Origin of the sequence: Streptacidiphilus melanogenes, from assembly GCF_000787835.1 — a bacterium.
Lineage (GTDB): Bacteria > Actinomycetota > Actinomycetes > Streptomycetales > Streptomycetaceae > Streptacidiphilus > Streptacidiphilus melanogenes.
Genome location: NZ_BBPP01000047.1, coordinates 1 through 22,771, shown reverse-complemented (window position 1 = coordinate 22,771; position 22,771 = coordinate 1). Strand labels below are relative to the sequence as shown.

The 22,771-nt window shown below is 68.3% G+C and carries 27 protein-coding genes and 1 pseudogene; 14 read left to right on the top strand and 14 right to left on the bottom strand.

From position 1 onward, the window contains the following. Positions 1 to 24 precede the first annotated feature (24 nt). Positions 25 to 231, bottom strand: a complete 207-nt coding sequence (locus TR49_RS45095; RefSeq protein WP_201776265.1) for a hypothetical protein — start codon at positions 229 to 231, stop codon at positions 25 to 27. Positions 232 to 514: 283 nt separating this feature from the next. Between TR49_RS45095 and TR49_RS45985 the strand changes: the two genes are divergently transcribed. Beyond that, complete coding sequence (locus tag TR49_RS45985) at positions 515 to 676, top strand: hypothetical protein (protein ID WP_236653638.1); 162 nt, start codon at positions 515 to 517, stop codon at positions 674 to 676. A gap of 485 nt (positions 677 to 1,161) precedes the next feature. Here the strand turns inward: TR49_RS45985 and TR49_RS33340 are convergent, their stop codons facing one another. Continuing rightward, a complete protein-coding gene (locus tag TR49_RS33340) occupies positions 1,162 to 1,740 on the bottom strand; it encodes a DUF2231 domain-containing protein (protein ID WP_052434856.1) in 579 nt (192 codons plus the stop codon). A gap of 853 nt (positions 1,741 to 2,593) precedes the next feature. Between TR49_RS33340 and TR49_RS33335 the strand changes: the two genes are divergently transcribed. Next, positions 2,594 to 3,820 carry an IS110 family RNA-guided transposase gene (locus TR49_RS33335; RefSeq protein ID WP_042388446.1) on the top strand — a complete coding sequence of 409 codons (1,227 nt, stop codon included), beginning with the start codon at positions 2,594 to 2,596 and terminating at the stop codon, positions 3,818 to 3,820. A 12-nt stretch (positions 3,821 to 3,832) separates the two neighbouring features. Beyond that, complete coding sequence (locus tag TR49_RS33330; protein ID WP_236653637.1) at positions 3,833 to 5,038, top strand: IS256 family transposase; 1,206 nt, start codon at positions 3,833 to 3,835, stop codon at positions 5,036 to 5,038. Positions 5,039 to 5,063: 25 nt separating this feature from the next. Here TR49_RS33330 and TR49_RS33325 read toward each other — a convergent pair. Further along, positions 5,064 to 5,504: pseudogene (locus TR49_RS33325) on the bottom strand (pyridoxamine 5'-phosphate oxidase family protein); the annotation flags it as partial. Positions 5,505 to 5,885: 381 nt separating this feature from the next. Next, the gene (locus TR49_RS33320) at positions 5,886 to 7,127 is read right to left on the bottom strand and encodes an IS701 family transposase (protein ID WP_042388543.1); all 1,242 of its coding nucleotides are present in this window, start codon (positions 7,125 to 7,127) and stop codon (positions 5,886 to 5,888) included. 411 nt (positions 7,128 to 7,538) lie between these two features. Between TR49_RS33320 and TR49_RS33315 the strand changes: the two genes are divergently transcribed. Further along, a complete protein-coding gene (locus TR49_RS33315) occupies positions 7,539 to 7,955 on the top strand; it encodes a hypothetical protein (RefSeq protein WP_152627583.1) in 417 nt (138 codons plus the stop codon). Between the two features lie 277 nt (positions 7,956 to 8,232). On the opposite strand, the gene TR49_RS33310 is transcribed toward TR49_RS33315, so the two are convergent. From TR49_RS33310 to TR49_RS33300, 3 genes are read right to left on the bottom strand one after another with little or no spacing between them, the layout of a single operon-like run. Beyond that, complete coding sequence (locus tag TR49_RS33310; protein WP_042388439.1) at positions 8,233 to 9,201, bottom strand: hypothetical protein; 969 nt, start codon at positions 9,199 to 9,201, stop codon at positions 8,233 to 8,235. Beyond that, positions 9,198 to 9,569 (bottom strand): PadR family transcriptional regulator, encoded by a 372-nt coding sequence (locus TR49_RS33305; RefSeq protein WP_042388437.1) that lies wholly within the window; start codon positions 9,567 to 9,569, stop codon positions 9,198 to 9,200. Before TR49_RS33305 ends, TR49_RS33310 begins: the two co-directional genes overlap by 4 nt. Then, a complete protein-coding gene (locus tag TR49_RS33300; RefSeq protein ID WP_042388433.1) occupies positions 9,566 to 10,237 on the bottom strand; it encodes a DUF4209 domain-containing protein in 672 nt (223 codons plus the stop codon). Before TR49_RS33300 ends, TR49_RS33305 begins: the two co-directional genes overlap by 4 nt. Before the next feature lie 184 nt (positions 10,238 to 10,421). Between TR49_RS33300 and TR49_RS33295 the strand changes: the two genes are divergently transcribed. From TR49_RS33295 to TR49_RS33285, 3 genes are read left to right on the top strand one after another with little or no spacing between them, the layout of a single operon-like run. Further along, positions 10,422 to 11,408 (top strand): 5'-nucleotidase, encoded by a 987-nt coding sequence (locus TR49_RS33295; RefSeq protein ID WP_042388431.1) that lies wholly within the window; start codon positions 10,422 to 10,424, stop codon positions 11,406 to 11,408. 22 nt (positions 11,409 to 11,430) lie between these two features. Beyond that, positions 11,431 to 11,664, top strand: a complete 234-nt coding sequence (locus tag TR49_RS33290; protein ID WP_042388428.1) for a type II toxin-antitoxin system HicB family antitoxin — start codon at positions 11,431 to 11,433, stop codon at positions 11,662 to 11,664. Position 11,665: 1 nt separating this feature from the next. Next, positions 11,666 to 12,037, top strand: a complete 372-nt coding sequence (locus TR49_RS33285; protein ID WP_042388418.1) for a hypothetical protein — start codon at positions 11,666 to 11,668, stop codon at positions 12,035 to 12,037. 249 nt (positions 12,038 to 12,286) lie between these two features. On the opposite strand, the gene TR49_RS33280 is transcribed toward TR49_RS33285, so the two are convergent. From TR49_RS33280 to TR49_RS43270, 4 genes are all read right to left on the bottom strand, one after another. Then, a complete protein-coding gene (locus TR49_RS33280) occupies positions 12,287 to 12,781 on the bottom strand; it encodes a hypothetical protein (RefSeq protein ID WP_042388413.1) in 495 nt (164 codons plus the stop codon). Positions 12,782 to 13,010: 229 nt separating this feature from the next. Then, a complete protein-coding gene (locus TR49_RS33275) occupies positions 13,011 to 13,604 on the bottom strand; it encodes a DUF7878 domain-containing protein (RefSeq protein ID WP_152627582.1) in 594 nt (197 codons plus the stop codon). A gap of 89 nt (positions 13,605 to 13,693) precedes the next feature. Beyond that, positions 13,694 to 14,026: a hypothetical protein gene (locus tag TR49_RS33270; protein WP_042388408.1), complete on the bottom strand. Its 333-nt coding sequence runs from the start codon at positions 14,024 to 14,026 to the stop codon at positions 13,694 to 13,696. Next, on the bottom strand, positions 14,023 to 14,718 hold the full coding sequence (locus tag TR49_RS43270) for a hypothetical protein (protein WP_152627581.1): 696 nt from the start codon (positions 14,716 to 14,718) through the stop codon (positions 14,023 to 14,025). The genes TR49_RS33270 and TR49_RS43270 overlap by 4 nt, the downstream gene beginning before the upstream one ends. Before the next feature lie 774 nt (positions 14,719 to 15,492). On the opposite strand from TR49_RS43270, the gene cutA reads away from it, so the two are divergent. Further along, positions 15,493 to 15,816 (top strand): divalent-cation tolerance protein CutA, encoded by a 324-nt coding sequence (cutA, locus tag TR49_RS33255; RefSeq protein ID WP_042388399.1) that lies wholly within the window; start codon positions 15,493 to 15,495, stop codon positions 15,814 to 15,816. On the opposite strand, the gene TR49_RS33250 is transcribed toward cutA, so the two are convergent. Then, positions 15,813 to 17,084 carry a helix-turn-helix domain-containing protein gene (locus TR49_RS33250; RefSeq protein WP_042388542.1) on the bottom strand — a complete coding sequence of 424 codons (1,272 nt, stop codon included), beginning with the start codon at positions 17,082 to 17,084 and terminating at the stop codon, positions 15,813 to 15,815. The two genes, cutA and TR49_RS33250, sit on opposite strands and share 4 nt — an antisense overlap. A 131-nt stretch (positions 17,085 to 17,215) precedes the next feature. Here TR49_RS33250 and TR49_RS33245 point away from each other — a divergent pair, with 131 nt between their 5' ends. The 3 genes from TR49_RS33245 to TR49_RS33235 are packed head-to-tail and all read left to right on the top strand — an operon-like array spanning position 17,216 to position 17,930. Continuing rightward, positions 17,216 to 17,419 (top strand): hypothetical protein, encoded by a 204-nt coding sequence (locus TR49_RS33245; RefSeq protein WP_152627579.1) that lies wholly within the window; start codon positions 17,216 to 17,218, stop codon positions 17,417 to 17,419. Continuing rightward, positions 17,416 to 17,595: a hypothetical protein gene (locus tag TR49_RS33240; protein WP_042388395.1), complete on the top strand. Its 180-nt coding sequence runs from the start codon at positions 17,416 to 17,418 to the stop codon at positions 17,593 to 17,595. Before TR49_RS33245 ends, TR49_RS33240 begins: the two co-directional genes overlap by 4 nt. Beyond that, the gene (locus tag TR49_RS33235) at positions 17,592 to 17,930 is read left to right on the top strand and encodes a hypothetical protein (RefSeq protein ID WP_042388393.1); all 339 of its coding nucleotides are present in this window, start codon (positions 17,592 to 17,594) and stop codon (positions 17,928 to 17,930) included. Before TR49_RS33240 ends, TR49_RS33235 begins: the two co-directional genes overlap by 4 nt. Before the next feature lie 170 nt (positions 17,931 to 18,100). Here the strand turns inward: TR49_RS33235 and TR49_RS42025 are convergent. Continuing rightward, a protein-coding gene (locus TR49_RS42025) for an IS5 family transposase (protein ID WP_152627578.1) occupies positions 18,101 to 18,984 on the bottom strand; the annotation gives its coding sequence in 2 pieces (ribosomal slippage) (positions 18,101 to 18,607 and positions 18,610 to 18,984; 882 coding nt in all). 469 nt (positions 18,985 to 19,453) lie between these two features. Next, positions 19,454 to 19,852 (bottom strand): hypothetical protein, encoded by a 399-nt coding sequence (locus TR49_RS33220; RefSeq protein WP_042388388.1) that lies wholly within the window; start codon positions 19,850 to 19,852, stop codon positions 19,454 to 19,456. Between the two features lie 243 nt (positions 19,853 to 20,095). Between TR49_RS33220 and TR49_RS33215 the strand changes: the two genes are divergently transcribed. The 3 genes from TR49_RS33215 to TR49_RS33205 all read left to right on the top strand — a co-directional run bounded on the left by TR49_RS33215 (position 20,096) and on the right by TR49_RS33205 (position 22,659). Next, positions 20,096 to 20,638 carry a hypothetical protein gene (locus tag TR49_RS33215; protein ID WP_042388385.1) on the top strand — a complete coding sequence of 181 codons (543 nt, stop codon included), beginning with the start codon at positions 20,096 to 20,098 and terminating at the stop codon, positions 20,636 to 20,638. Between the two features lie 221 nt (positions 20,639 to 20,859). Then, positions 20,860 to 21,093 (top strand): hypothetical protein, encoded by a 234-nt coding sequence (locus TR49_RS33210; protein WP_042388539.1) that lies wholly within the window; start codon positions 20,860 to 20,862, stop codon positions 21,091 to 21,093. A gap of 435 nt (positions 21,094 to 21,528) precedes the next feature. Next, a complete protein-coding gene (locus TR49_RS33205; RefSeq protein WP_052434854.1) occupies positions 21,529 to 22,659 on the top strand; it encodes an ISL3 family transposase in 1,131 nt (376 codons plus the stop codon). The last annotated feature ends 112 nt before the right edge of the window (positions 22,660 to 22,771 follow it).

The window sequence follows — 22,771 nt, the reverse complement described above, 5'->3', positions numbered from 1 at the left end:
CGCTTGCGTTCCAGCAGCGACAGGTTAGCGGCCTGAGTGCTCGGCCTCAGGCACCCGCTCGGGCGGCAGGCCTCCGTTCTCCGCCCGCCACCGGTAGCCGGTCTTCCTCCCGATCCCGACCAGTTTGCAGGCCTCGACCGTGCCGACCCCGGACTGCAGCAGGCGCCAGTACTCCGCCTCCAGATCGAGCCGACGCTTGCGCCCTTGTATGCCCATCAACACACCCATCATGATCACGGATGTTGCGACAAGCTTTAGAATCCAAGGACTGCCAGAGGGTCACTTTTCGCGAAGCGTTGACAGCCGCCAACTGTGCGCCTGCATCCGCCCGGTCAGAGGTTGCTTGGAGTTACGGCGAGATGATCACTCTACCTTGCCGTCTCCCACGCTTTCGCCGCCCTGCGACTGCTGCCGATGAGCGACCGCGAGAAGGACGCGGAGATCCTCGTTCTGCGCCACCAAAATCGCGGTCCTTGAACGACAGCTCGGTGGGTACAAGGTGACGTTCTCTCCGTTGGATCGCGCGTTCCTGGCGGCTCTGCTGGTGCCGCTGCCGCGGGAGTTCCTGCACCGGCTGCGGCTGCTCGTCCGCCCGGACACGGCGCTGCGGTGGCACCGCGATCTCATGCGGCGGCTCCACGCACGCACCTGGCGGCCCAAGTGCGCCGGGGGTTGAGTCCTTTGAGGTGGTGTACGGGTTCTGCCGGATCCGGGGGTTTGCTTCGGCGTCGGAGTGAGTCCTGGGATAGGAGAACGGCCACCGGCTGATCCTTCAAGACAACGCCACGCTGTCTTGTCGTGATGCTGGATCCGTGTGGCCGCGTCCAGCTGGCGCTGGACGGTCACCCCGCCGACCCTAGGAGGGGCTCAGCCGTCCGCCCGGTATTGCGCCATTCGTGGGCGTGGACCGCATGTGCGCCGACGGGCGGCACCATGCGGGCTTGGCTGCCCCGCGCCGTCAGTTCCGGCCGCGACGTTGGCGACTCTAGAGGCCGCCCGGCGTCTGGCTTCCGCCCGTTCGCGCACCGCGCTGATCGCCAGCAGCGCGATCAGGAGATCCGCGACCGCGCTGTGCACGGCCGTCTCCACGGTCGGTCCCGCCACGAAGGTTCGGTGGCAACGTCCACTCCGGAGTTCGCAGACGGGCCGTCAGCCCGGCTGTCAGCCCGTCGCGCCGGACGGGCTGTCCATCCCGTCAGCGTTACTGGGCTCGCGATGGACCAGGTGTCCTCCGATCGCTCCGCCGACCGAGGCCACGGCCAGGCCTGTCCAGGCCAGCGTGCGCCCGCGGGCCCAGCGGCCCCGGGTCCGGGCGCAAAGCGACGCGGTGTAGAGCGCGATGGCCGTGAGGTTGGTGGTGGCGTGGACCAGTCCGGCGCGCTGGCGCTCGGGCGGTAGATCGGCCCAGTCGATCCAGCCGGTGAGAGCGGTGGGTGGGACGGTCAACAGTCCGAGGGCGATCAGACCGGTCGCCGCCCGACGCTCGCTGGGGAGGAGGTCGAGCACGGCCGCGCTGGTCCAGCAGCCGATGGGGAGCTGGACCAGCGCCGGATGCAGTCGGTGTCCCAGCCAGTCCCCGCGCAGCGTGTCTCGGACAGGGGCCAGGGCTGTGCTGGTGATGGCGCGGCGCATGAGCGCAGCGAGCGGATCCAGCGGGGTCAGTCCGTCCAGCGAGTCGAGGGCCCGCCGCACCGGCTGGTCGTGCGGGACGTCAGCGCTGGTCGCGGCAGTGGTGTCCATGGTGAGCGCGTAACCAGAGTCAGGGGGCAGCAAACCGCGGCCGGGTACCAGGCGCTCGCATGGCCCTGTCGGCTTGCCCGCACGGATCGGGTAGGACATCACGGAGCGAGCCGGTTGGCGAGACCGAGGGGCCCGTAGTAGTCGGCGGCCTTCGTGCGATAGTCGCGAAGGCGTCCCGGGTGTCGGCGCGGTACTCGGGGGAGCGCAGCGCGTGCTGAGTCCCGGACCAGGCGATGCTCCTCCTGGGTAACGGCGTATGTCGGGGCGGTGGGGTGTCAGTTGCTGCGCTTGGGATCGCGTCCCTTGAAGTGGTGTAGCCGATCACGGCTCAGGCGTACGCCGGGGGCGTGACCCTGCGTGGTCTCTGCTCCCTGCCCGCAGGGCGGGCCACCATGCAACTCTCCGAAGTGAACGGCCAGTTCAACTCAGGAGGTGCAGGGTGGCCCTGTCCCAGCATGACTTACTGCGACTGCTGGAGTCACTAATCCGGTGCTAACGGTTGCTGCGGCAGCCGCTTGGGCGGTGATCGCCCGAGAGGCGTCGGAGGCAGGCCTTTGGAGTCACAGGCCAGTCAGGCCCATACGTAGATCGGCACCTCCGGCGCCTCACACCAAACTCTTCTTCCGGCTCACTCGTTGACGTTTGTGATACGAGCCCACTGCACGGTGATCCCTTGCCGCACGAGAGCCTCCGAGCTCCCGCGCAGACCGAGACCCGCGCGGTGCGCTGGTGCCACGAATGGCTCGTGAGGTGTCGGCCCGACCGCCGCATGGTCGAGGCCTGGGATTAGTGCGACGCGTGGCCCGCAAGTGCTCGTGACCAGCGCGAACATCTGCACTCTCGGGAGAACATCTTGATCTACTGCGGCATCGACTGGGCGGAGAAGACGCACGACGTTGCCCTCGTCGACAACACCGGCAAACTGCTGGCCAAACGCCACATCACCGACGACGCGGCTGGCTACCGATTACTACTGGACCTCCTGGCTGACCACGGCGACAGCGAGGAGAACCCGATCCCGATTGCCATCGAGACCTCCCGCGGGCTGCTCGTCGCCGTGCTGCGGACCGGCACGCGGCAGGTCTACGCCATCAACCCGATGGCCGCCGCCCGCTACCGCGACCGCCACGCCGTCTCCCGCAAGAAGTCCGACCCGGGTGACGCCCTGGTCCTCGCGAACATCCTCCGCACGGACATGCACGCCCATCGGCCGCTCCCGAACGACAGCGACCTGGGCCGCGCGATCGCAGTCCTGGCCCGTGCCCAACAGGACGCCACCTGGAACCGCCAGCAGCTGTCCAACCAGCTCCGCTCGCTGCTGCGCGAGTACTACCCCGCTGCCCTGGACGCCTTCGCCACCTGGCAGAACGGCCTCTGCCGGCCTGAAGCCCGGCAGTTGCTCGCGCTTGCCCCGACACCGACGAAGGCCGCCCGGCTCTCCCTCAACCAGATCCGATCCGCGCTCAAGAGGGCAGGGCGGCAGCGTGGCATCGACGCCGAAGCCGACCGGATCCGCGCTGTCTTCCACGGTGGGTACGCCCACCAGCCCGCTCTGGTCGAGGACGCGTTGGGCAAGCAGATGCTCGCCCTACTGCGGCAGTTGGACGCCACCTGCACTGCCGCCGACCAACTGGCGGAGGCGGTGAACGAGGCTTTCCCACAGCATCCGGACGCCGAAGTGATCCTGAGCTTCCCCGGGCTCGGCACCCAGCTCGGCGCCCGGATCCTCGCTGAGATCGGAGACGACCACACCCGATTTGCCGACGCCCGCGGCCTCAAGGCCTACGCTGGCGCGTCCCCGGTCACCCGGGCGTCGGGGAAGAAGTCGAGCATCACCAGACGCTGGGTGAAGAACGACCGGCTCAACCACGCCGGCTACCTCTGGGCCTTCTCCGCGATCAGCGCATCACCAGGTGCCAACGGGCACTACCGTCGCCGGCGGGAAGCCGGGGACTGGCACGCGGCCGCCCAGAGGAACCTCTTCAATCGCCTGCTCGGGCAGCTCTACCACTGCCTCCAGAAGCACGAACCGTTCGACGAAGACATCGCCTTCCCCACACCACTTTTCGCGGCAGCTTGACGCGCTATCCCCGTGAGGTGTCTACGTTCGGCGGACGGTCTCGAACTCGTCCGCGGTGTGGCCGAGCGGATGCTCCAGGAACTGATCGAGGCCGAGGCCACCGCGAGGATCGGTGCCGAGTGGAACGAGCACACCGACGCCCGGACCACGTTCCGCAACGGCCACCGCGACAAGACCCTCAGCACCCAGGCCGGCGACCTGGAGCTGGGGATCCCCAAGCTTCGCTCGGGGAGCTTCTTCCCCGTCCTGCTGGAACGGCGACGCCGCATCGACCAGGCCCTCTACGCCGTGATCATGGAGGCCTACGTCCACGGCGTCTCCACCCGCTCGGTCGACGACCTGGTCAAGGCCCTCGGAGCCGACACCGGGATCTCCAAGAGCGAGGTCTCCCGCATCTGCCAGGACCTGGACGGCCAGCTGACCGCGTTCCGCACCCGGGCCCTGGACCACGTCCGCTTCCCCTACGTCTACCTGGACGCGACCTACTGCAAGGCCAGAGTCGATCACCAGATCGTGTCCCGGGCCGTGGTCATCGCCACGGGCATCGCCGAGGACGGCGGCCGCGAAGTCCTCGGCGTGATGGTCGGCGACAGCGAGACCGAACTGTTCTGGACCGAGTTCCTCCGTCACCTGCGCGAACGCGGCCTGACCGGCGTCCGGCTCGTCATCGGCGACCACCACCTCGGGCTGGTCAAGGCCATCCGCAAGATCATGCTCGGCGCCGCCTACCAGCGCTGCCGGGTCCATTTCCTGCGCAACACCTTCGCCGTGATCAGCAAGGAAGCCGGCGAGATGGTCGCCGCGACGATCCGCACGATCTTCGCCCAGTCCACCGCGGACGCGGTTCGCACCCAGCTCGACACGGTCGCCGACATGCTCGGCAAGCAGTTCCCGAAGGTCAAGGAGATGCTGCTGGACGCGAAGGACGACCTGACCGCGTTCGCTGCCTTCCCGGAGCGACATTGGAAGAAGATCCAGTCGACCAACCCGCTCGAGCGGATCAACCGCGAGGTCAAACGCCGCACCGACGTCGTCCAGGTCTTCCCCAACGACGACGCGCTGCTGCGGCTGGTCACCGCCGTGCTGTTCGAGCTGCACGACGAGTGGATCGCCTTCCCCCGCCGCTACCTGCCCGAGGGCAGCATGGAGCAGCTCTACCCCGAGCTCCCCGATAGCGCCCCCGCGCTACCCAACACCACCAACACGACCGCTGGTTGATCGGCTACACCACATCAAGGGACACGACCGGCGTGAGTTGGGCGAGCAGCTCCGGGCGCGCCGAGACGCAGGCTCGGCCATTGACGCGCAGCGTGCTCGGGCGGCCGGGAATGAGGAAGAGCAGTCCGACGCGTTCGGTCTGCAGCAGGTTGTGCATGGTGTCGAGTCGCTTGTTGCCGGTCGCATCGGGGATGACCAAGGTCCGCTCGTCGAGTACCGAGACGAACCCGGCCGGGCCGCCACGCGGCGTCACGTCTGACCGGCCCTCGACGTCCGCACTGCCGATGAACACCAGCGAGGAACAGCCGATCAGAGCCCGGGACTCCTCGGTCAGGCGGTCGATCTCCTTACGGAGCGAGTTCGGGTTCGGCTGCGGGTAGAGCTCGCGCAGCTGGTCTGGGCTGGTGAGGGCGTCCGCCTGGAGGGATTCGAAGAGCGAGTCGGCGACCCCAGTGTCGATCATCATACGGACGACCCTAGAAGATGACCGAAGCAGTGCGCGGATCAGCGGTTGATCTCGCCCGCGTTGACCGGTCGCTACTCCTCGGCGCAGTCGGAAGAACGCGGCAGTGCAATGCCAGCCCGTACCGAGGCGGATCTCATCGAGCAGGCGCCCGTCAGGGACAGTACGGCGCCCGCCTCGGCCCGCTCCTACGCCGGGCCGAGGAAACCCGGTCAGCACGCGGACTGAGGCAGAGGTCAGCGCGGGCGGACCAAACTTTGTCCCGACTTGGCCATTCTGTTAGGAGTTCTTAGTACTCCAACGGTGGATCGTGTCTTGAGCTGCGGTTCTGGTAGTGGCTGTGGCGGGCGGCTGCCTGGCGTAGGCGTCTCCAGTGGGACCAGTTCAGTGCGTGTCGGATGGGATCGGGGATGGGGCGAGGTGGAGGCAGGAGAGTGTCCAGGAGGCGCCGGATCTCTGCCACGCTGAGTGGGATTGGGCTGGTGGGGTCGTTTCTGCGGTTTCCCGGGCGAGGGCTTGGGCCGCCAGGGCCGCGAGGAATGCGTGGGCGAGCATGGCCAAGGTGATGTGCCGGTACCAGCCCGGGTAGCGGCGGACCTCGTACTCGTCCAGGCCACACTCGTTCTTGGCGGCTTGGAAGCATTCCTCGATCGCCCAGCGGGAGCCGGCCACGCGAGCCAGGTCCGCGACCCCCGCCTCGACCGGCGCGTAGGCGAGGTAATAGGCCAGTTCGCCGGGTTCGGACAGGCTGCGGCGGGCCAGGACCCAGCGGTGGTGGGTCGGCGGATCCGGGTCGAAGACGAGGTTGCGCGGAAGCTTGGCCGCGGCCCAGTCGTAGACGCGAGGACCCTTGGCGCCGTCACCGCAGGAGAGCCGCTGCCAGGCTTCTTCGGGTGCATCGTGGATGAGTTCGTCGATGCGCCACATCCCGGCCAAGGACTTGATCTGCTGGGACTTGGGCACGGCGACCACGTAGCCGACGCCGGACTCCTCGAGCATCCGGCGGAAGGACCAGTCCTGCCCGTAGGCCTCGTCGGCGGTGACCCAGTCGGCCGGCAGGCCTGCGGCCAGGCATCTGAGCACGATTGCGCGCGCGAGCTCGCCCTTGGTGGCGAACTCGCGGTCGTCGGGGATCTTCGCGGCCCGGCAGCGGTCCCGGTCCTTCGTCCAAGCCTTGGGGAGGTAGAGCTCGCGGTCCACCAGGGCCCGGCCCAGCGGTGTGGCGTAGGCGGCGAACACCCCGATCTGGCAGTTGTCGATCTTTCCGGAGGTGCCGGTGTACTGCCGTCCCACCCCGGCCGAGGTGGTGCCCTTCTTGATGAAGCCGGTGTCGTCCAGGATCAACACTCCACCCGGGCCCAGTTGCTGAGCCACGTAGGTACGGACGTCGTCGCGTAGCGCGTCCGCGTCCCAGCGACTGCTGTTCAGCAGTCGCTGGAACCCGTCCGGTGTCTTGTGACCGACCCGCTCAGCCAACTGCCAGCCGTTCTTCCGGTCCACCGGTGCCAGCAGGCCACGGACGTAGTCCCGCATCCGCCACCGCAGGTCAGCCCGCCCGAAACGACCGGCGGTCCGCGCGAACAACGACTCCAACTCGGATGCCCACTCACGGGCCTCAGCTATCACCACCACACCCAGCACAACGAGAGTCAGCAGCTCAAGACACGATCCACCGTTGGAGTATTAGACACCTCGAAGATCAGCCGATGGTCGTTCAACTATGCGGGTGCCCAACCGATTCAGGATCAACCCCCCCGGATCAGGTGGAAACCCGTACACCACTTCCCAGGACGCAACCCTCAGGCGAGCTGGCTGGGACGCCCTGCTCTACCGGGCGGGCCGGTCGCGGTACCTGCTGGTTGAACGGGGGGGCAGCACCTGAGGGAGTGCGGGCGCTGTGCGGCCCCGGCGCGAGCGGGCGGGTATCTCGCCGGATCGGGGCGTGGTCGATTCCGCAGGCGGATACGATCGCGTGCGAACACCTGCCACCTGGCACGTGTTTTCCTCAAGTGTCATGAAAGAGGGGGAATCGCAGCAGTGTTGAAAGGTATCCTGCGCCTCGGCGTGATCGCCGCCACCGTGGGACTTGCCGCGGCCGTGCCGGTGACCGCAGGTGCGACCGACCGGTCCGGGCAGAGGTTCTTCGTCCTCAAGGCCCCGGGCGCGGTCCGTGCTCACCACCGGTTCGACGTCCAGCCGGAGGGGATAGACTCGCGCACCCGTCACCCCTGGTTCTGCCTCCAGTGGCGCAGCGGAACGCACGGCAGCTGGCACGCGTACTGCCCGGCGCAGCCCATCTCGTTCGACCCCGACGGATTCGGCGTGATGGTCACGTCCGTCGAATTCGACAAACCCGGCGCCTACCAGTTGCGCGCAGTCCTCGAGACCGTCCGCAACCACAGGCTGGTCCCGCTCGACTACTCCAACACCGACACCATCCACGTCACCCGCTGACCTGTCCCGCCCTGCCCGGGCCCATATCGCGCGGCCGGGCAAGGCGGGCACACCGCGCAAGACTGCTCAGGCGGTGACCACCGCCCACTCGGTCAACACCTCCGGGCCCTCCCGGCGTGGGGCCCTGCGCCGCCTACCTGTGGAGCCGCTACGGGATGTGACACCGCTGAGAGGGCGTTCGAGGAGCCGGAGGCCCCCCGCAACCTGCTAGGCATCAGATGCACGATGACCTGCTGCTATCGCTTGACGACCCCAGAGTGCGACGGTCCCGCGCGTTTCAGGCGCGCTCGGTTGGCGCGCCGCGTCGGCGGAGTGTGGCCACGGCCGCTCCGGTGAGCAGCACCGCGGCGGCACTGATGGCGGCGCCGTAGCCGGAGACGGTGGGCAGGTATCCCGCCAGGGAGCAGGGCAGGGCGGCCAGGGCGATGCCCGCGACGCGCTCCGGGCGCCGGAGCGCCCAGACGCTGATCAGCGCGGCGAGTACGCAGCCGAGGACGGCGGCGGAGGGCCCGATCATCGGCCCGGAGGCTTCTTCGCCGAAGAAGCCGTAAAGGACGCCCAGCAGGATACGGAGGTAGAAGCCGGGGAAGACCAAGGTGATGGCCACCCCGAGTGTCAGCGCGGCCGGCAGCAGCCCCCGCCAGGGTGCGGTTGCGAGTTGCTCGCGCGGTGGGGCCAGAACGAGCGCGGCGCCTAGAAGTCCGGACAGCGCGGTGAACGCGTCGGCGTCCATCACCATGCCGAAGGGAACCGGCATTGCGTTGGGGTGGATGATCCCCAGCACGGCCTGGTCCAGGCCGGCGAACAGGGCCAGGACCCGGAGGGCTCCCCAGCGCTTGGCGATCGCGACGGCCAGGGCCGCGATCCACAGCAGCGGCACAAGCAGGCCCTGGTCGACAGCCCAGGCCTGGTCCGCGAGCGGCGGTCCCAAGGGCGAACCCCATGATTCGAGCAGAAGGTGTGCGCGCAGCAGGTAAGGCAGTTGGCTGCCTGCCGCGACCGCGATCGCCAACGGGGCGGCCTGAGCCAGGACGCGTCCCGGCAGGCCGGTGCGGCCCAGCCCCACGCGCAGGCGAATGGCTGTGCCGGTCAGGCTCGCGTACTCGCGTAGCCGCTCGGCCCGCGGTGCACCGGTGGTGACGTCGTGGAAGGTGGTGGTGAGCTCGGCCGCGTGTTCGGCGCGGTAGGCGACTGGATACAGGCGCAGAGCCAGTCGCAGGGCCAGGGGGCTCGGTTGGTGGGTCATGCCAGGGCTCCCTTAGGGCTGGGGCTGATGGCGGCACGGGTGGGGCGCTTGCGCGGCTGGATGCTCTGCTCGACGGCGGCCAGGAGGGCGCGGAGCCGCTCGGCTTCGGCTGTCAGTACGTCGTGTCCCGGGTCGGCCAGGGCGTAGATCTTGCGGGCGCGGCCGTCGATGACCTCTTCGCGTTCGACGCGGATCAGGCCCTCGCGCAGGAGGCGGTCCAGGGCGCTGTAGAGGGTGCCGACCCGGAGCCTGACACGGCCGGCGGAGATTGCATGGACCTCGCGGATCAGGGCGTAGCCGTGTCTCGGCTCGCCAGCCAGTGCTGCGAGCAGGAGCAGCGTCGGCTCCTGCATGGCTCGATCGCTCATGGGATTAGATATATCGTCCGTCGTAGTTGCCGTTCAAGGTTTGTCCGGGCTCCCCGGGAGGAAACCACGCGGTAGGGCTGGTCGAGGGTGCCTGACCGGTGGAGCCCCGAGTGAGCGCCACTTCCCCAGGTCCAGTCAAAGGACGGGCTGGGCCGGAAGCGTGAGGCTTCGGTGCCCGTGTGGCTGAGCAGGTACAGAGCTGCCTGGCGGATGAGCGCGACGCGGTTCTTTGGTGGTGTGCCGATCAAGCCGTGGCAGACGTCGTTGCGCAGGTTCACGCCGCGGCCGGGGTGGGTGAGGAGAAGCTCCAGGGCGCGGCTCCAATCTGCGGGATACCCGGCGGCCGGCATGTTGCGGATGGGCCTGCCCAGTTGGTCAATGGTGCCGGGTGTCTGACCCTTGGCCACGGACACGATGGGGACTTGGGGGCGTAGGAGCTGGCGGAGGATCTGCTCGATATGCGGCAGGGCGATGCACGCCGCCGCGTCGAGCTTCCCCAGCCAGAAGTACTGGAAGGCGTGGGCGAGTGTCCGGGCGCGAGGCACCGGCAGCACCGTGGCGTGGGCCAGGGCGAGGGTCAGCTCGACCTCGTCCGGGGCGAAGCGCTCGCGGATGCGGTCGAGCCGAACGGCGGTGGGAATCCCGGACAGGTCCAACGCGAAGACCAACTGTGCGACGACGTGGTCTTTGTCGGCGTCGACGGGCGGGGAGACCTGGACGGGGCCGAAGGGTGGATGCGCGTGCGTTGTACGACATGGCGGAGCCGGCGGACCGATGTGCTCAGGCAGTGGGGCAGGGACACCAGTGCGACGATGGCGGTGCTTGGGATGCTGTCGTCCGTGAGGGTTTGATATGCCGCCTTACGAGCTCGCTGAACGTCTGGTCGTCGGTGTCGCGTCCAGCGCCTTGTTCGACCTGTCTGACTCGGACAGGGTCTTTCGTGAGCACGGCGAGGAGAGCTATCGGGCTTACCAGCAGGAGCACCTGGACGACACACTCCAGCCTGGCGTCGCGTTCTCCTTTATCCGCCGCGTGCTCTCGCTGAACGATCTCGCCGACGAAGGCGATCCGCTGGTCGAGGTCATCGTCTTGTCCCGCAACGATCCGGACACCGGTCTGCGGGTCATGCGATCCGTCCGGGCCCGGGGGCTGTCGATCACCCGGGCGATCTTCATGCAGGGACGCTCGCCGTACCGGTTCATGCGGGCTCTGCACATGTCCTTGTTCCTGTCGGCCAACGAGGGCGACGTGCGCGAGGCCGTCGCCATGGGCCTGCCCGCGGGCCAGGTCATCGGCCCTGTCTTGCAAGACGATTCCGATGACGGGGACCTGCGGATCGCCTTCGACTTCGACGGTGTGCTGGCTGGCGATGCTTCCGAGCAGGTTTTCCAGACGGAAGGGATCGAGGGATACCGGGCGCACGAGGCAGCTCACGCCGATGAACCTCTCGACCCAGGCCCGCTGAGAGACTTCCTAGCCGCCGTGAACCGCATCCAGCAGAGCGAGGAGGAAAGGCGCAGGAGCGATGACACCTACCGGATCCGCGTCCACGTCTCGCTCGTCACCGCGCGCAACGCCCCCGCTCACGAGCGGGCAGTGATGAGCCTGAAGCGGTGGGGGCTGCGGGTCAACGACGCCTTCTTCCTTGGCGGCATCGACAAGGGGGCGATCATGAAGGTGCTGAAGCCGCACATCTTTTTTGATGACCAGAAGGGCCACCTCGCCAGTACCTCGCTGGCCGCACCCAGCGTGCACGTGCCGTTCGGCCAGCTCAACCAGGTGCCGCAGTCGGGGCCGGCCGGGGCCACTGAAACCGAGCAGGACCTCCCCGGTGTATAGCGGCTTGCTATACGCTGGGGGTATGACGAAGCAGATCAACATCCGGCTCGATGACGATGTGCATGCCCGGCTCGTCGCACGGGCCGAGGCCGAGGGCACCACGGTGACCGCTTTGATCACGCAGGCGGCCGAACGCGATCCGCGCCTGGACGGCGGCGCCGCGACTGCGGCCGCTTTCCTGGCGAAGCACGCCTGCGAGTTCGCCGAGGCTTTCCCGGAGGAGGAACCGGACAGCGCCACCGGGCAGGCCGCCTGAGATGGAGCTCCACGTCGACATCCGCTGGCTCCTGGAACGCCAGGCAGAGGTGCTGCCGAAATACCCGGACGTCCACGACTTCTCCGGCCTGGTTGCCGCGGTCGCCCGGCACCGGGTCAACACGCCACGACTGGACTACACCGCAGACGCGGCCTGGCGCGCGGCGGCGCTGTTCCACGAGATTGTCTCGGTCCGCCCCCTGCCGGCTCGCAATGCCTTGTACGGGGCGCTGATCGCGGTGGCCTACATGGCGGCGTCCGGGCAGGCCGTCGACGCCCCCTACGGGGCGCTGAGCGAGCTGGCGCACGCGGTTCGCGCGGGCAGTGCCGACGTGTACACGTGCGCCGACCTGATCCGCGGCTGGCGGGTCTGACCGGACACAGCGATTTGAAGCCCAGGAGCTGACCGGCAGAAGCAGCCGACGTCCAACCGTTTTGGAGCGAAGCGCAGCTTTCCCATGATCCCTCATAGGAAAGCTGCCATTGGGTGCTGGCGGCGATCGCCGGGGCGGTCATCGCTGCCAGGCCCGACCTCAAGCCGGACGTGCTTCCAAGTCGGACCGCTTCCGTTGGGCCTGGGGCCTCCGAGGCCAATACTCATAATGTCTTGGCCAGATCGAACTCTACTCCCAGCAGATTTTGTCAAACAGTTCTTCACGCGGCCCCATCGACTCATCGTCAAGTCCGCCGCTCGGATCAGCAGTGCCGTCCATGAAATCCGCCGCATACATGACTGCCTCGGCGCAGAGCTTTGCGTGGTCGGCGCTCAGGGCTTCCACGAAGAATCTCAGCGGGTCCAAGTGCGGGACGCCTGCGAGGCTGGCGGCCAGCCAGAGCGCCGCGCGGCACGAGTCGCCCGGAGGGAACTCCGACTCGAACGACCCGCTGGCCACCGCTTCACGGACGCGGTCCGTGGCGGCCTTGAAGTCGATCTCGGCAGTTGGCCGCTCTTTGTCTTCGCGCAGGTATGCGAATCCGCCGTCGATCATCCATTGGCGCAGTTCAGGAACTCTGAATACCAAGTCAACTGCTGCCGAGTAGGGGCGAAACGGTACCGCTCCTCGCAGGAACGCCCGGTAGAGCTCCGCTTCGTCCGTTGGCAATTTCTGGCCGCTCATTGCGACTTCCTCCCAATCTGATCACGCACTAGGGGTCGCCCCCACGGGACTTGACGACATCTGCCGCAGCATCGTCCAGCTCCCCCAACGGCGCCAAGGAGCGTTCTTCCAACAGCCCGGGCTCGCCCGCCATCAGCGGGGTCTCCTGCCTGTGAGCTGTTTCATTGCGCTGCAGCACAACAACGAAAAGGGCCCGGCAACGAGATGTCGCCAAGCCCTGTCCGTCGATTCAGATATCTGGGGCGAAAACCCCCAGGGAGTCGAGCTCCGCCCGCAGTTGTGCCGAAAATCTCTGGACTGCGCCTCGAATCCTGTCCAAGCTCAAACTAGAGCTGGTCACCCCGGGCGTGAATCCCGAGAACACGACCCAAGCGTCGCCACTCCTGGCCACTTGGACGGCACCGGGGTCTTCGAAGGACATCGAATCGAACGTGAAATCGTCAAGCGCGTCCTCCTCTGCGCGTCCCCACAGTGTCAATTGCCGTGCGAGTTCGTAGACCGGAAAGGATTGCTCTGTGTAGAGAACCTTGTCCGATTCGATGATCTGGAAATCAGCCTCGATGTTTACGACTAGGTCGGCAAGGGTGCGGTGCCGCAGGTCTTGGATTGTCAGGTTGCTGTACCTGAATTCCATCTCATCATCCTCCGGCATCGAAGGGGAAGGCGTTGATGACCCTGCCGGCTTGAACACACCCGCAAAGTCCGGCTGCGACGCAGCCGAATGGAGGACCAGGGTCGATGCAGAACCGGCGCGGAGAGCACCCGCCTCGAGTTCCGCGGGATGGAAGGCCGGCGACCGCCGCTTGCTCAGGCGACGGCTCACGCGGTCGAGCGGATACCAAGACCTGCTGAGGGTGACTGCGGTCTTGGGCTCCAGCGATTTCGGTCTGGCAGGGGTTGGAGTTCAGCTCCTCAGGGACGACGGCGTCGCACCCATTCACTGCCGGCCTCGGTGTTGGCCAACCAGCAACCACCGCCGAACGGGGCCCACTGCATCTCCTCGAGCTCCTGCAGGAGTGTCTGCAGGGTGGCTTGCCACTCTCCCTGGCGCGGCTCGAAGCCCTGGTCGCCGATGTCCCCGGCCAGCATCCATCCGTTGCCGAGCAGTTCCTCCAAGACGGAGGTCGTGAGGCTCTTGAATTCGTCGGGGGCTGTCTCTCGGGCCCAGCCGATCACGGTGTCGATCGGCACCCAGTCCTCCAGGCCTTCGTAGAGGATCTCTTCGATGATCTGTTCCTGGCTCATGGCAGATGAACCTTCAGTGCCTTTCCGAGTTCGGGGAAGATGTCGATGGTTTCGCCGCCGGATCCGGAGGTCAGTCGCCACTGCATGACTGTTCCATCTGACAGCTTGAACACGTCCGGGACCTTCGCGCCACGCGCGGGCATCCGGTCCGCTCCGGTGGTCCAGCGGTCGAAGAGGCCGCGCATGTCCTCCGTCGTGGGCGACTCCCTGACGTGAGGCTGCCGCCCCTTGGTCAGGTTCTCGAACTCAGTGCGCCAGTCGACGTCGGCGCTGTTGTCTTTTGCTGCGGTCGTGGCGGCGTCGGAGGCGCCGGCGCCGTCGCCGAGTGCGGCGTCGAGGGCTTCGATGTCGACGGCGTCAGCGGCGTCAGTGGCTGGATCCACGCCGCCTTGGGCGAGGTCGACCCCGGTGAGGAATGCATCGCCCAAGCTCAGTCCGGCAACCTTGATCGGCTTGGGGAGGCTGCCTTGGAGCTGCTGCGGTTGCCCGACACATCGGCCGAGACGCCCGCAGGCGTAGTTGTTGAAGTGTACCGAGGCTTGGTGCAGCTGTGTCTGGGCCCGCTCGTACGCCAGTCTTGCTTGCGCCCGCTGAGCCGCCAGTCGTGCCTGTGCCCGATCGTAGGCCAGTCGATCGAGGTAGACCTGGCGCTCGTGGGCGGCATACTCCCGCACGTACTGATCGTCGATCATGTAGGGGGGTTGGCGATGTAGCGGTGGTACCGGATCTGGTCAGCCCGATCGGGCTTGGGAGTCTGGTGCCAGGTGTAGTGACCGTTGCTGACGGTGTAGCCGGCCGTCATGCCGCGCTGGGCGGCCCAGATGTTGTCGGCGCTGGTGCCTCCGTCGGTGGGGCCGAGGGGGCGGTGGCCGTTGGGGTCGGTGTCGGTGAGGGGGTTGTCGTCGGCGTAGGCGTAGGGGTTGGCTTCGGTGCTGTTGTCGACCGGGTTGTTGGTCCAGGTGTCAGCGCTGTCGAAGCTGCAGTCGACTCCCTCGGCGTCGCGCCTTCGCCGGTCTCGATCACCGTGTCAGCGCTCGCCAACTCCTCGGTGGCCGTGGTCGTCTCTTCGGCCTCGGTGGTGCCCGCGCTGGCGTCGCCCTTGTTGGCGCCTCCACCTCCCCAGCCAGGCACCCTTCGTGTGGTTCCCGGGCCCCGTTCCGAACCTCCCTAGGCCCCCGGGGCACAGGCCCCGGCCTAGCACTGGGGGCACCGGGGCTGCTCAAGGCCCGCCGTCAGACGGTTCTCAGTAGATGCTGATCCGCTGACTCTGCGCCCCGCCGTAGTACTTCCGGCGTACCAGCAGCCCGGCTGCACGACGGCGCCCGCCACGGCCGCGGCGGACAAACCCCACACGACCTCCGCTGCCCCGGTTGGGGGCCCGCCGACCTCGTCCCGGGGCCAGGAGCAGATCCGGCGTAGTCAGCGCCACAGGTAGCCTCGAGTCGTCACCGACTTCGGGAGGAACCATGGCCGAGCACATCACCGTGCTGACCACCACCGACAGCGCCGACCGTGCCTCCGGGCTCGCGCGCGCCGTCGTCGAAGCCCGCGGCGCCGCCTGCGCGCAGATCGAGGGCCCGGTCCGCTCCGTCTACTGGTGGGATGGCGCCCTGCAGGAAGAACTGGAATGGCGCGTGCTGTTCAAGCTCCCCGCAGCGAAGTACGACGAGCTCGAGGCGCTCATCAAGCAGCTGCACACCTACGACACGCCGGAGATCATCTCCGCGACGATCGAGCGCGGCAGTGCCGAGTACCTCGCCTGGGTCGACGCCGAGACCACCACGCGCTAACCCAGTAGCGCCCGAAGCTCGTCCCGCAGCTGTCCGCCCTCACCTTGGGCGGGCAGCTGCTGCGCCACCGCAGCCAGCCGGTGCCGGCCGAGCGTTGCCTCCGAACGCATCGTCACGTCGAGTGCCTGGCGGGCGATCTCGCTGCCCCGGTCGACCTCCCCTCGCTGAACGTACGAGAGCGCTACGTCGCCGAGGATGACCGCGCGCACCTTCGCGTCCTCCGGGCGCAGCGCCTGCAGCGCGGCCTCGGACACCTCCGCAATGTCCGGGTGGTCCAGGCGCGCGTACGTGGCGACGGTCATGGAGTCCAGGCGTGCCCGGGAGAAGAACCGAACCCACGGCTGCTCGCTGTCCGGGTCGGCGTAGTCGAAGACGGCCTGTGCCCGCTCCAGCGCCCGTAGAGCACCCTCACGGTCTCCTATCGCCGCGGACTCCTCCGCCTCGCGCGCGGACACCCAGGCGCGCGCGGTGGCGCAGCCGGGCTGCCGGACGTGCTGCTGTGCGGCGCGGAGCATGCTGCGGGCCCCGGTGGGCTCGTCGACGGCGTATGAGCCGTAGGCGAGGACCAGGGCGAGAAGCGGCTCATGGTCGGCTTCGCGGCCAGCGTGCGCCGCGGCAGCGTAGTAGTGCTGGGCGGTCGTCATGTCGCCCATGTCGAAGGCCAGCCACCCTGCGAGCGCGGCGGTTTCCCCTGCGGTGACAAGGAGGTCGCGGCGGTGACATCCGCCGGCGCCGAGGAGCACGGTCAGCTCGTCGAGGTGCTCGGCCAGGCCCCGGTACAGCTCGCGGGCGGGCATGCGCTCCTCGGCCGCAAACAGCGCTGTGGTGCGCTCGGTCATGGCCGCCGACACTTGGGCGTCGGCAGGGCCGCGGCGCTCAAGGGCATAGGCGAGGCGGCTCCAAGGCTCGGCCGCAAGCCCGACACCGAGGGCTGCAGCGCCCATGAACTCGCGGCGTCTCAACGGATCCTCCGGATCGGCGTCCACGTTCGGGGCGCCTGCCCTGACTGTAGAAGCGGAGCGGGCGGTTCGTGCAACGGCCGCGGCGCGCAGCAGTTCACCCTCGGGTACACCGAACGACTGGGCGTAAAGGCGGACCATACGGGGCCGGGGGACGCGTCCGCCGCGTTCGTAACGGGAGACCTCGGACCTGGTGACGCTGTTGAGCGGATCGCCCATCAGGCGGCACAGTTCCTCGGCCTGCTCGGTCTGGGAGCGGCCGGCGCGTTCGCGCAGCCGACGTAACAGGTCCCCGAACGCCTCCGTCATGGCTCCCATATTGGCCCCCTGTTGGCCCCCCGTCACCGATTGGCCACCTTCCGTGGCCCTCTCGGGTGGTTGTGGCTGCTTGGGAAGCTGATCGTGCAGTGAGTGGACGGATCGCACGGTGGGAGCAGCAGGTGAGCGGGAGCAGGTTGTCGACGGGTGGCCCCCTGCTGCGCGGCTACTCGACGCCGGAGTGCCGTACCGGCGCGGAGCGCTGGCCGGACCTGCACCAGATGTGCAGCGCGCCCGGCTATCAGGGCCGCGTGCTGGGCTGGGTGACGGTGCCGTGCGTCTGTTCCTGCCACGAACAGCGCGCAGCCGAGGAGCGGGCGTCGTGAGGTCGCCCGCGGAGGAGCCGACACCAGCCGCCGGCCCGGACCCGGTCGTCGACCGCGCCGTCTGGGAACGCCTGCGCCGCTCGGCCTACCGCGGTCACCTCCTGCCCGAGGGCTTTGCGCTCGTCGACCAGCTGCACGACCTGTACCCGGCGTGGCGTGAGGAGTGGCAGAAGTGAGCCGGATCGAACCGCGAGGGGCCGACGACGGGCCGACGGACAGCCCGAACGGCCGCTCCGGCTGCTGCTACGAGGAGACGCTTCCTCGCCTGCACCGGCTGTGCCCCGGCAGCTACGAGCACCGAGCAACCCCGACGGCCTCTTCGGAGCGGCGCCGCTGTTCGTGCCGCTGCCACGTGGAGGGTGTGGAGGTGCTGAATATGCCGACGATGCAGAAGCTGCTGGGCGAGATCGGCCGCGGCGTCATCGTGCAATCTGGCCGGTGGATGCATGGCAACTGGAAAGGGCCGAAGACGGCGCGGGCTCTGCGCGCCGACGCGTGGCCGTTGAGATGAGCTGCCTGCCCGGGGATCCCGTCGCGCTGCTGCGCGCCCAGGGTGGGCCTGTCCGCATTCATCGAGGAGGAGCATGCGGACAGCACAAAGCCCCCGTGCACCGGACTCGTGCACGGGGGCCCCGACGGCTCAGGCAACTGGACTGGGCCTAGGTCGTGTCCGGTGAATCGTCAGTCGTGGAGCCAGAGGCGGATCGCGGCAACGGTCACGGTGCCGTGGAAGACGTAGGCGCGTTTGTCGTAGCGCGTCGCCACGGCGCGGAAGCCCTTCAGCCTGTTGATCAGGCGCTCCACCTCGTTGCGGCGCTTGTAGGCGGCGCGATCGAAGGCGGGTGGGCGGCCACCCGCCTGGCCCCGGGCCAGCCGGTGGCCCACCTGGTCCTTCTTCTCCGGGATGCTGTGCGGGATTTGGCGTCTGCGCAGGTAGATCCGTATCCGGCGGCAGCTGTAGGCCTTATCGGCGCTCAGTGCGTCGGGGCGTGTGCGTGGGTGGCCGCCGCCCTGGCGGGGAACTCGGACCTCGGCCATGACCTGCTCGAACATGCTCCCGTCGTGGGCCTGGCCGGGGGTTACGACGAGACCGAGTGGCCGGCGACCGCCTTCGCCGGCCAGGTGAATCTTGCTGGTGAGGCCGCCGCGGGATCGTCCGAGTCCCTCGTCGGCGCGGTGGCGGGCCGGGACTGCCCCCTTTTTGAGCCGTTGGTCGGGGCGGCCTTCCGTGCGCCTGCGGCGTGCTGGTGGGCCCGGCAGGTGGTGGAGTCGACGCTGACCTGGCTCCAGTCCAGACGGCCCTCCGCGTCGGCCTGGGCCTGGACGGCTTTCAGGATCCGGTCCCAGGTCCCGTCGGCGGACCAGCGCCGATGGCGTTCATAGACGGTCTTCCAGTTCCCGTAACGCACGGGCAGATCCCGCCAGGGGACGCCCGTGCGCTCGCGGAAGTAGATGCCATTGAGCACTCGGCGGTGGTCGCTCCACTGCGCTCCCCGGCCACCGTTCACCGGCAGGTGCGGCTCCAGCCGCACCCACTCCTCGTTCGTAAGATCACCACGTCCCACACCCCCGCGGACGATCAAGGAATCCCGGTTGGTTCCGGGGGCATCGTGAGCCGCCAGGTGACCTGCAATAGTCTGCTCAGGGGTGACTGGCCAGCACGGTGGGAGGATCGGTGACGCTGCCAAGCAAGGGGACCCGGCGCATTACGGTCGCCGAAGTGCCCTACAGGTGGGCTGTCAGGCGCAAGCCGACCTACAGCCAGGGGATCGGGCAGTCTCCACTGACGGTCGCCGTCGAGCACGCCGAGCAGTCAGGGTCCGTGCTCGTCATCCGGTTTCCCCAGGCGCATCCGGGTAACTGGCTCGGCTTGCCTTCGGCGGGTGTCACTCCCGCAAACGTGGCCCTCGCCATCCGCGAAGCCCGGGACCGGGGCTGGCAACCGGAGACATCAGCCAGCACCTTCCACCTTGACCTTACGCAACCTTCCGGTCCCACCCCTGGCTCCACGACTGACGATTCACCGGACACGGCCTAGTAAATGATGACGGTGGGCCGACCCGGAAGCCCCGGCGCGTCCAGAGTTCCCTGGCAGTGGAACATCAAGCTTTCGGCGACACAGATCGGGGCCTGACCAGGCCTAGCCGCGTCTTCCGCAATCGTGACGATTCCGCCGTAGCGGTCCTTGTAAACCGCGACGGCGATGCCCTGGACCAGAACCTGATGCTCAGGGGGGCGTCCGTCGAGAGCCTTCGGGAAGTCGCCGCCTTCGCTGTAGTCCAGGTTCAACTGCCCGGCGGAAGGGACGAAGATGATGTGCAGATTGATGGTCTCGACGGCGCGTGTTCGCCCGATCGCGGTGGCGGTTGTGGGGAGGCTGACGAGGGCTGTGGCGGCGAGGATCGCTGCGGTGATTCTGAGGGCGCGGATCACGGCTGTCCCTTCGTATTGTCGCCCTGGGGGCTGGTGTCGCTCGGCCGATCGACCTACTCATGTGCATGTGCGTGGGTATGCGGCGGCCCGGACGCTTCGGACTCAAGCGTCGGGGGCCTCGGTCGCCCAGGTACCTCCCGAGAGGCCCCGTATGGGTCCGGACTCACTGGTGAACCCATTGTCGGGGCCACTTGATCAACGGCTAAGCTGCGCCCCCAACATCAAATTGAGGGGGAGGAAAGAATGCGCTGGAAGCGCGCGCTCACCGCGCTCGCGGCGGCGGGAATGTTCGTCGGGCTGGGCGCCGGTGCCGCGACGGCACAGTCGGCGGCCGGGAGCCGCACATACCACATGTACAACAACACGTACGGCATCCCGGCGTCGGTGAAGGCCGGCACGACGTTCTACGCGGATGCCTGGTACATGCAGAACAGCCCGGTCCGCGTCAGCGCCGTGAGCTACGGGCTGAGCGTCTGGAGCTTGGCCGCGCGTACCGACCGCGGCTTCACGGTCAGCTGGCTCAACCCGGTGACGCACCGCTGGCAGGCGTCCACGGGGACGTGGTCGCAGGGCGCGGAGCTTCAGTTCGTCCCGACGCCGGCCAACGGCGTTGCGATGGTGCCGCACAAGTGGTACAAGATCCAGTTCAAGATCACCGTGGGCAAGAACGTCCCGGTCGGCACCTGGCACCTGAACGAGGCCACGGATGGCATCGTGACGCAGGGCACGGCTCCCCACCTCGAGTGGCTGGCCGGACCGGACCGCGCGATGCGCGTCCACCACTGATCCAAAGGCTCCACCGGCTGCGCGCCGATCGGGCCTCAAGCTCGGTATCGCAGCAAAGCCCCCGTGCACGAGTCCGGTGCACGGGGGCTCCTCGCTTGATCAACGCCAGGTACGTCCACCAGTTCATGATGATGGACCAAAGCCGGTGTCAGCCGCGCTTCTGGAAGTTTCGCCAGATCGCGCGGACGCGATCACCGCGTCGGCGTCGGAGGCTGGGCGGCATGACCGAGCCGTCCCACGCTGAGCACCGTCACGCCCACGTCGTCGTTCACCCCGTCCAATCCGATGCGACGCCCCCGTACCGGCGGGTGGACATCCTCGGCGAGTACGTCGGGAAGGCCTACGGCATCGGGGACGTGTCCGGGTTCTGCCGCCGCGCCGGCCTGGACGAGCTCGACCTCGACGCTGAGCGGATGGTCGAGTGGATCGGCGGCGGCTCCGACGTGTGGGAGTGAGCCGTTCGGACGCAGTGATGGCCCTGCGAGACGGGGGACCAGCAGGGCCATCTGAATCTGATCGTGCCGAGGCAGCGGCCTCCGGTCAAGGCTTACACGCCTGGGTAGCAGGCAGTTCACCTCCGCCCGGTTTGGTGCCACGGGAAGCGGTGATACGCCGGATGCCGCCGTGATCCGCGTGGGTCGCGCCGCGGCGGTCAGGCGCCCCGGACACCCCCCGTACCGGGGCGCCGCCCAAAGCGGAGAGCGCCATGGCCCACTACCAGCTGCGCGCGGAAGACGTGCGCGTGGACCCGTGGGCGCCACGCACACTGTGCTGGCATGTGGCCCGGGTGCCAGAGGACACGGAAGACGGCTCTGATCAACATTTCGGGATCGCCCAGCGTGACCGGACGTCAGCTTGGTCTTTGAACAGGCGTGTTATCCGATGAGATCTTGACGACGCTGCTCCCGCATCTGTCCGGCGTGGTGGTGGAAGAGATCCGGGAGGCTGGCGCGGGACTGCTGATCGCCGCGCGGACCGGCTCCGACCGGGCCGCTTGCCCATCCTGCGGCGCTACCTCGCGACGTGTCCACGACCGGTACCAGCGCAGGATGGCCGACCTGGCGGCCGGCGGACGGGCACTGGTGATCATGTTGGTAGTCCGTCGGTTCCGCTGCGACACGGGCGGATGCCCGCGCCGGACCTTCGCCGAGCAGGTCGAGGGCCTCACGTTCCGCTACGGTCGTCGGACCGTGCTCCAGCGCAGGCTGTTGGAGCGGGTCGCCCTCGCCCTGGCCGGCCGCGCGGGCAGCCGCCTGGCCGAGCATCTGAGCTGCCACGCGAGCACGAACACCCTGCTCAAGCTCATCCGAGAGGGCCCCGATCCACCGCTGATGCGCGCACCGCGCGTCCTCGGCGTCGACGACTTCGCGTTCCGCCGCGGCCACGACTACGGAACCATCCTGATCGACATCGAGGCCGGGCGCCCCGTGGACGTCCTGCCCGACCGGACCGCCGCCACGCTCGCCGCCTGGCTCCGAGCCCACCCCGGCGCGGACATCGTGTGCCGGGACCGGGCCAGCGCGTACGCCGAGGCCGTCCGCGCCGCCGCGCCCGACGCGGTGCAGGTCGCGGACAGGTTCCACCTTTGGAGGAACCTGGCTGAGGCCGTCGAGAAGTGCGTGGTCGCCCACCGCTCCTGCCTCGCCGAACCCGAACCAACCGAGGATGAACGGTCGGAGGGCGGGCCCGACACGGTGCTGCCGGAAGGCAAGCGGGCGACCGTGATCCGCGAACGCTACGCGGCAGTCCAGAGCCTGCACACCAAGGGGGTGGCCATCGGCCGTATCGGCGAACTCCTGGGCCTGGACCGCAAGACGGTACGCAAGTACGCCCACGCACCCACGGTCGAGCAGTTGCTGATCCCACCGCTGCAGACCAGGCGCGCGCTCGCCCCGTGGGTCGGCCACCTCAACCAACGCAAACCCCGCCGACTGGGCCATGTACGTCCACGCGCAGGCGATTCCACGCGCACACGGAGATCGCCACCCTCTGGCCCGCCACCATGCACCTGGCCCAGCTGATGGAGGAGTACGTTCTGTGATCTTCCGGCCCGCGACGGCGGCCAAGGCGGCCAATCGGCCGCCCGGTTCCGGACGGGTCAGCAGCGCTGGTCGGTGGGGCGCCCCAGCGCGG

Coding starts and splice junctions, on each gene's coding strand:
- TR49_RS33340 (WP_052434856.1), bottom strand. CDS start 1,740: ATGGACACCACTGCCGCGACCAGCGCTGACGTCCCGCACGACCAGCCG.
- TR49_RS33280 (WP_042388413.1), bottom strand. CDS start 12,781: ATGAGCGGCCAGAAATTGCCAACGGACGAAGCGGAGCTCTACCGGGCG.
- cutA (WP_042388399.1), top strand. CDS start 15,493: ATGGCCGAGCACATCACCGTGCTGACCACCACCGACAGCGCCGACCGT.
- TR49_RS33285 (WP_042388418.1), top strand. CDS start 11,666: ATGGAGCTCCACGTCGACATCCGCTGGCTCCTGGAACGCCAGGCAGAG.
- TR49_RS33305 (WP_042388437.1), bottom strand. CDS start 9,569: ATGAGCGATCGAGCCATGCAGGAGCCGACGCTGCTCCTGCTCGCAGCA.
- TR49_RS33210 (WP_042388539.1), top strand. CDS start 20,860: ATGACCGAGCCGTCCCACGCTGAGCACCGTCACGCCCACGTCGTCGTT.
- TR49_RS33215 (WP_042388385.1), top strand. CDS start 20,096: ATGCGCTGGAAGCGCGCGCTCACCGCGCTCGCGGCGGCGGGAATGTTC.
- TR49_RS45095 (WP_201776265.1), bottom strand. CDS start 231: ATGATGGGTGTGTTGATGGGCATACAAGGGCGCAAGCGTCGGCTCGAT.
- TR49_RS33290 (WP_042388428.1), top strand. CDS start 11,431: ATGACGAAGCAGATCAACATCCGGCTCGATGACGATGTGCATGCCCGG.
- TR49_RS33250 (WP_042388542.1), bottom strand. CDS start 17,084: ATGACGGAGGCGTTCGGGGACCTGTTACGTCGGCTGCGCGAACGCGCC.
- TR49_RS33270 (WP_042388408.1), bottom strand. CDS start 14,026: ATGAGCCAGGAACAGATCATCGAAGAGATCCTCTACGAAGGCCTGGAG.
- TR49_RS43270 (WP_152627581.1), bottom strand. CDS start 14,718: ATGATCGACGATCAGTACGTGCGGGAGTATGCCGCCCACGAGCGCCAG.
- TR49_RS33310 (WP_042388439.1), bottom strand. CDS start 9,201: ATGACCCACCAACCGAGCCCCCTGGCCCTGCGACTGGCTCTGCGCCTG.
- TR49_RS33295 (WP_042388431.1), top strand. CDS start 10,422: ATGCCGCCTTACGAGCTCGCTGAACGTCTGGTCGTCGGTGTCGCGTCC.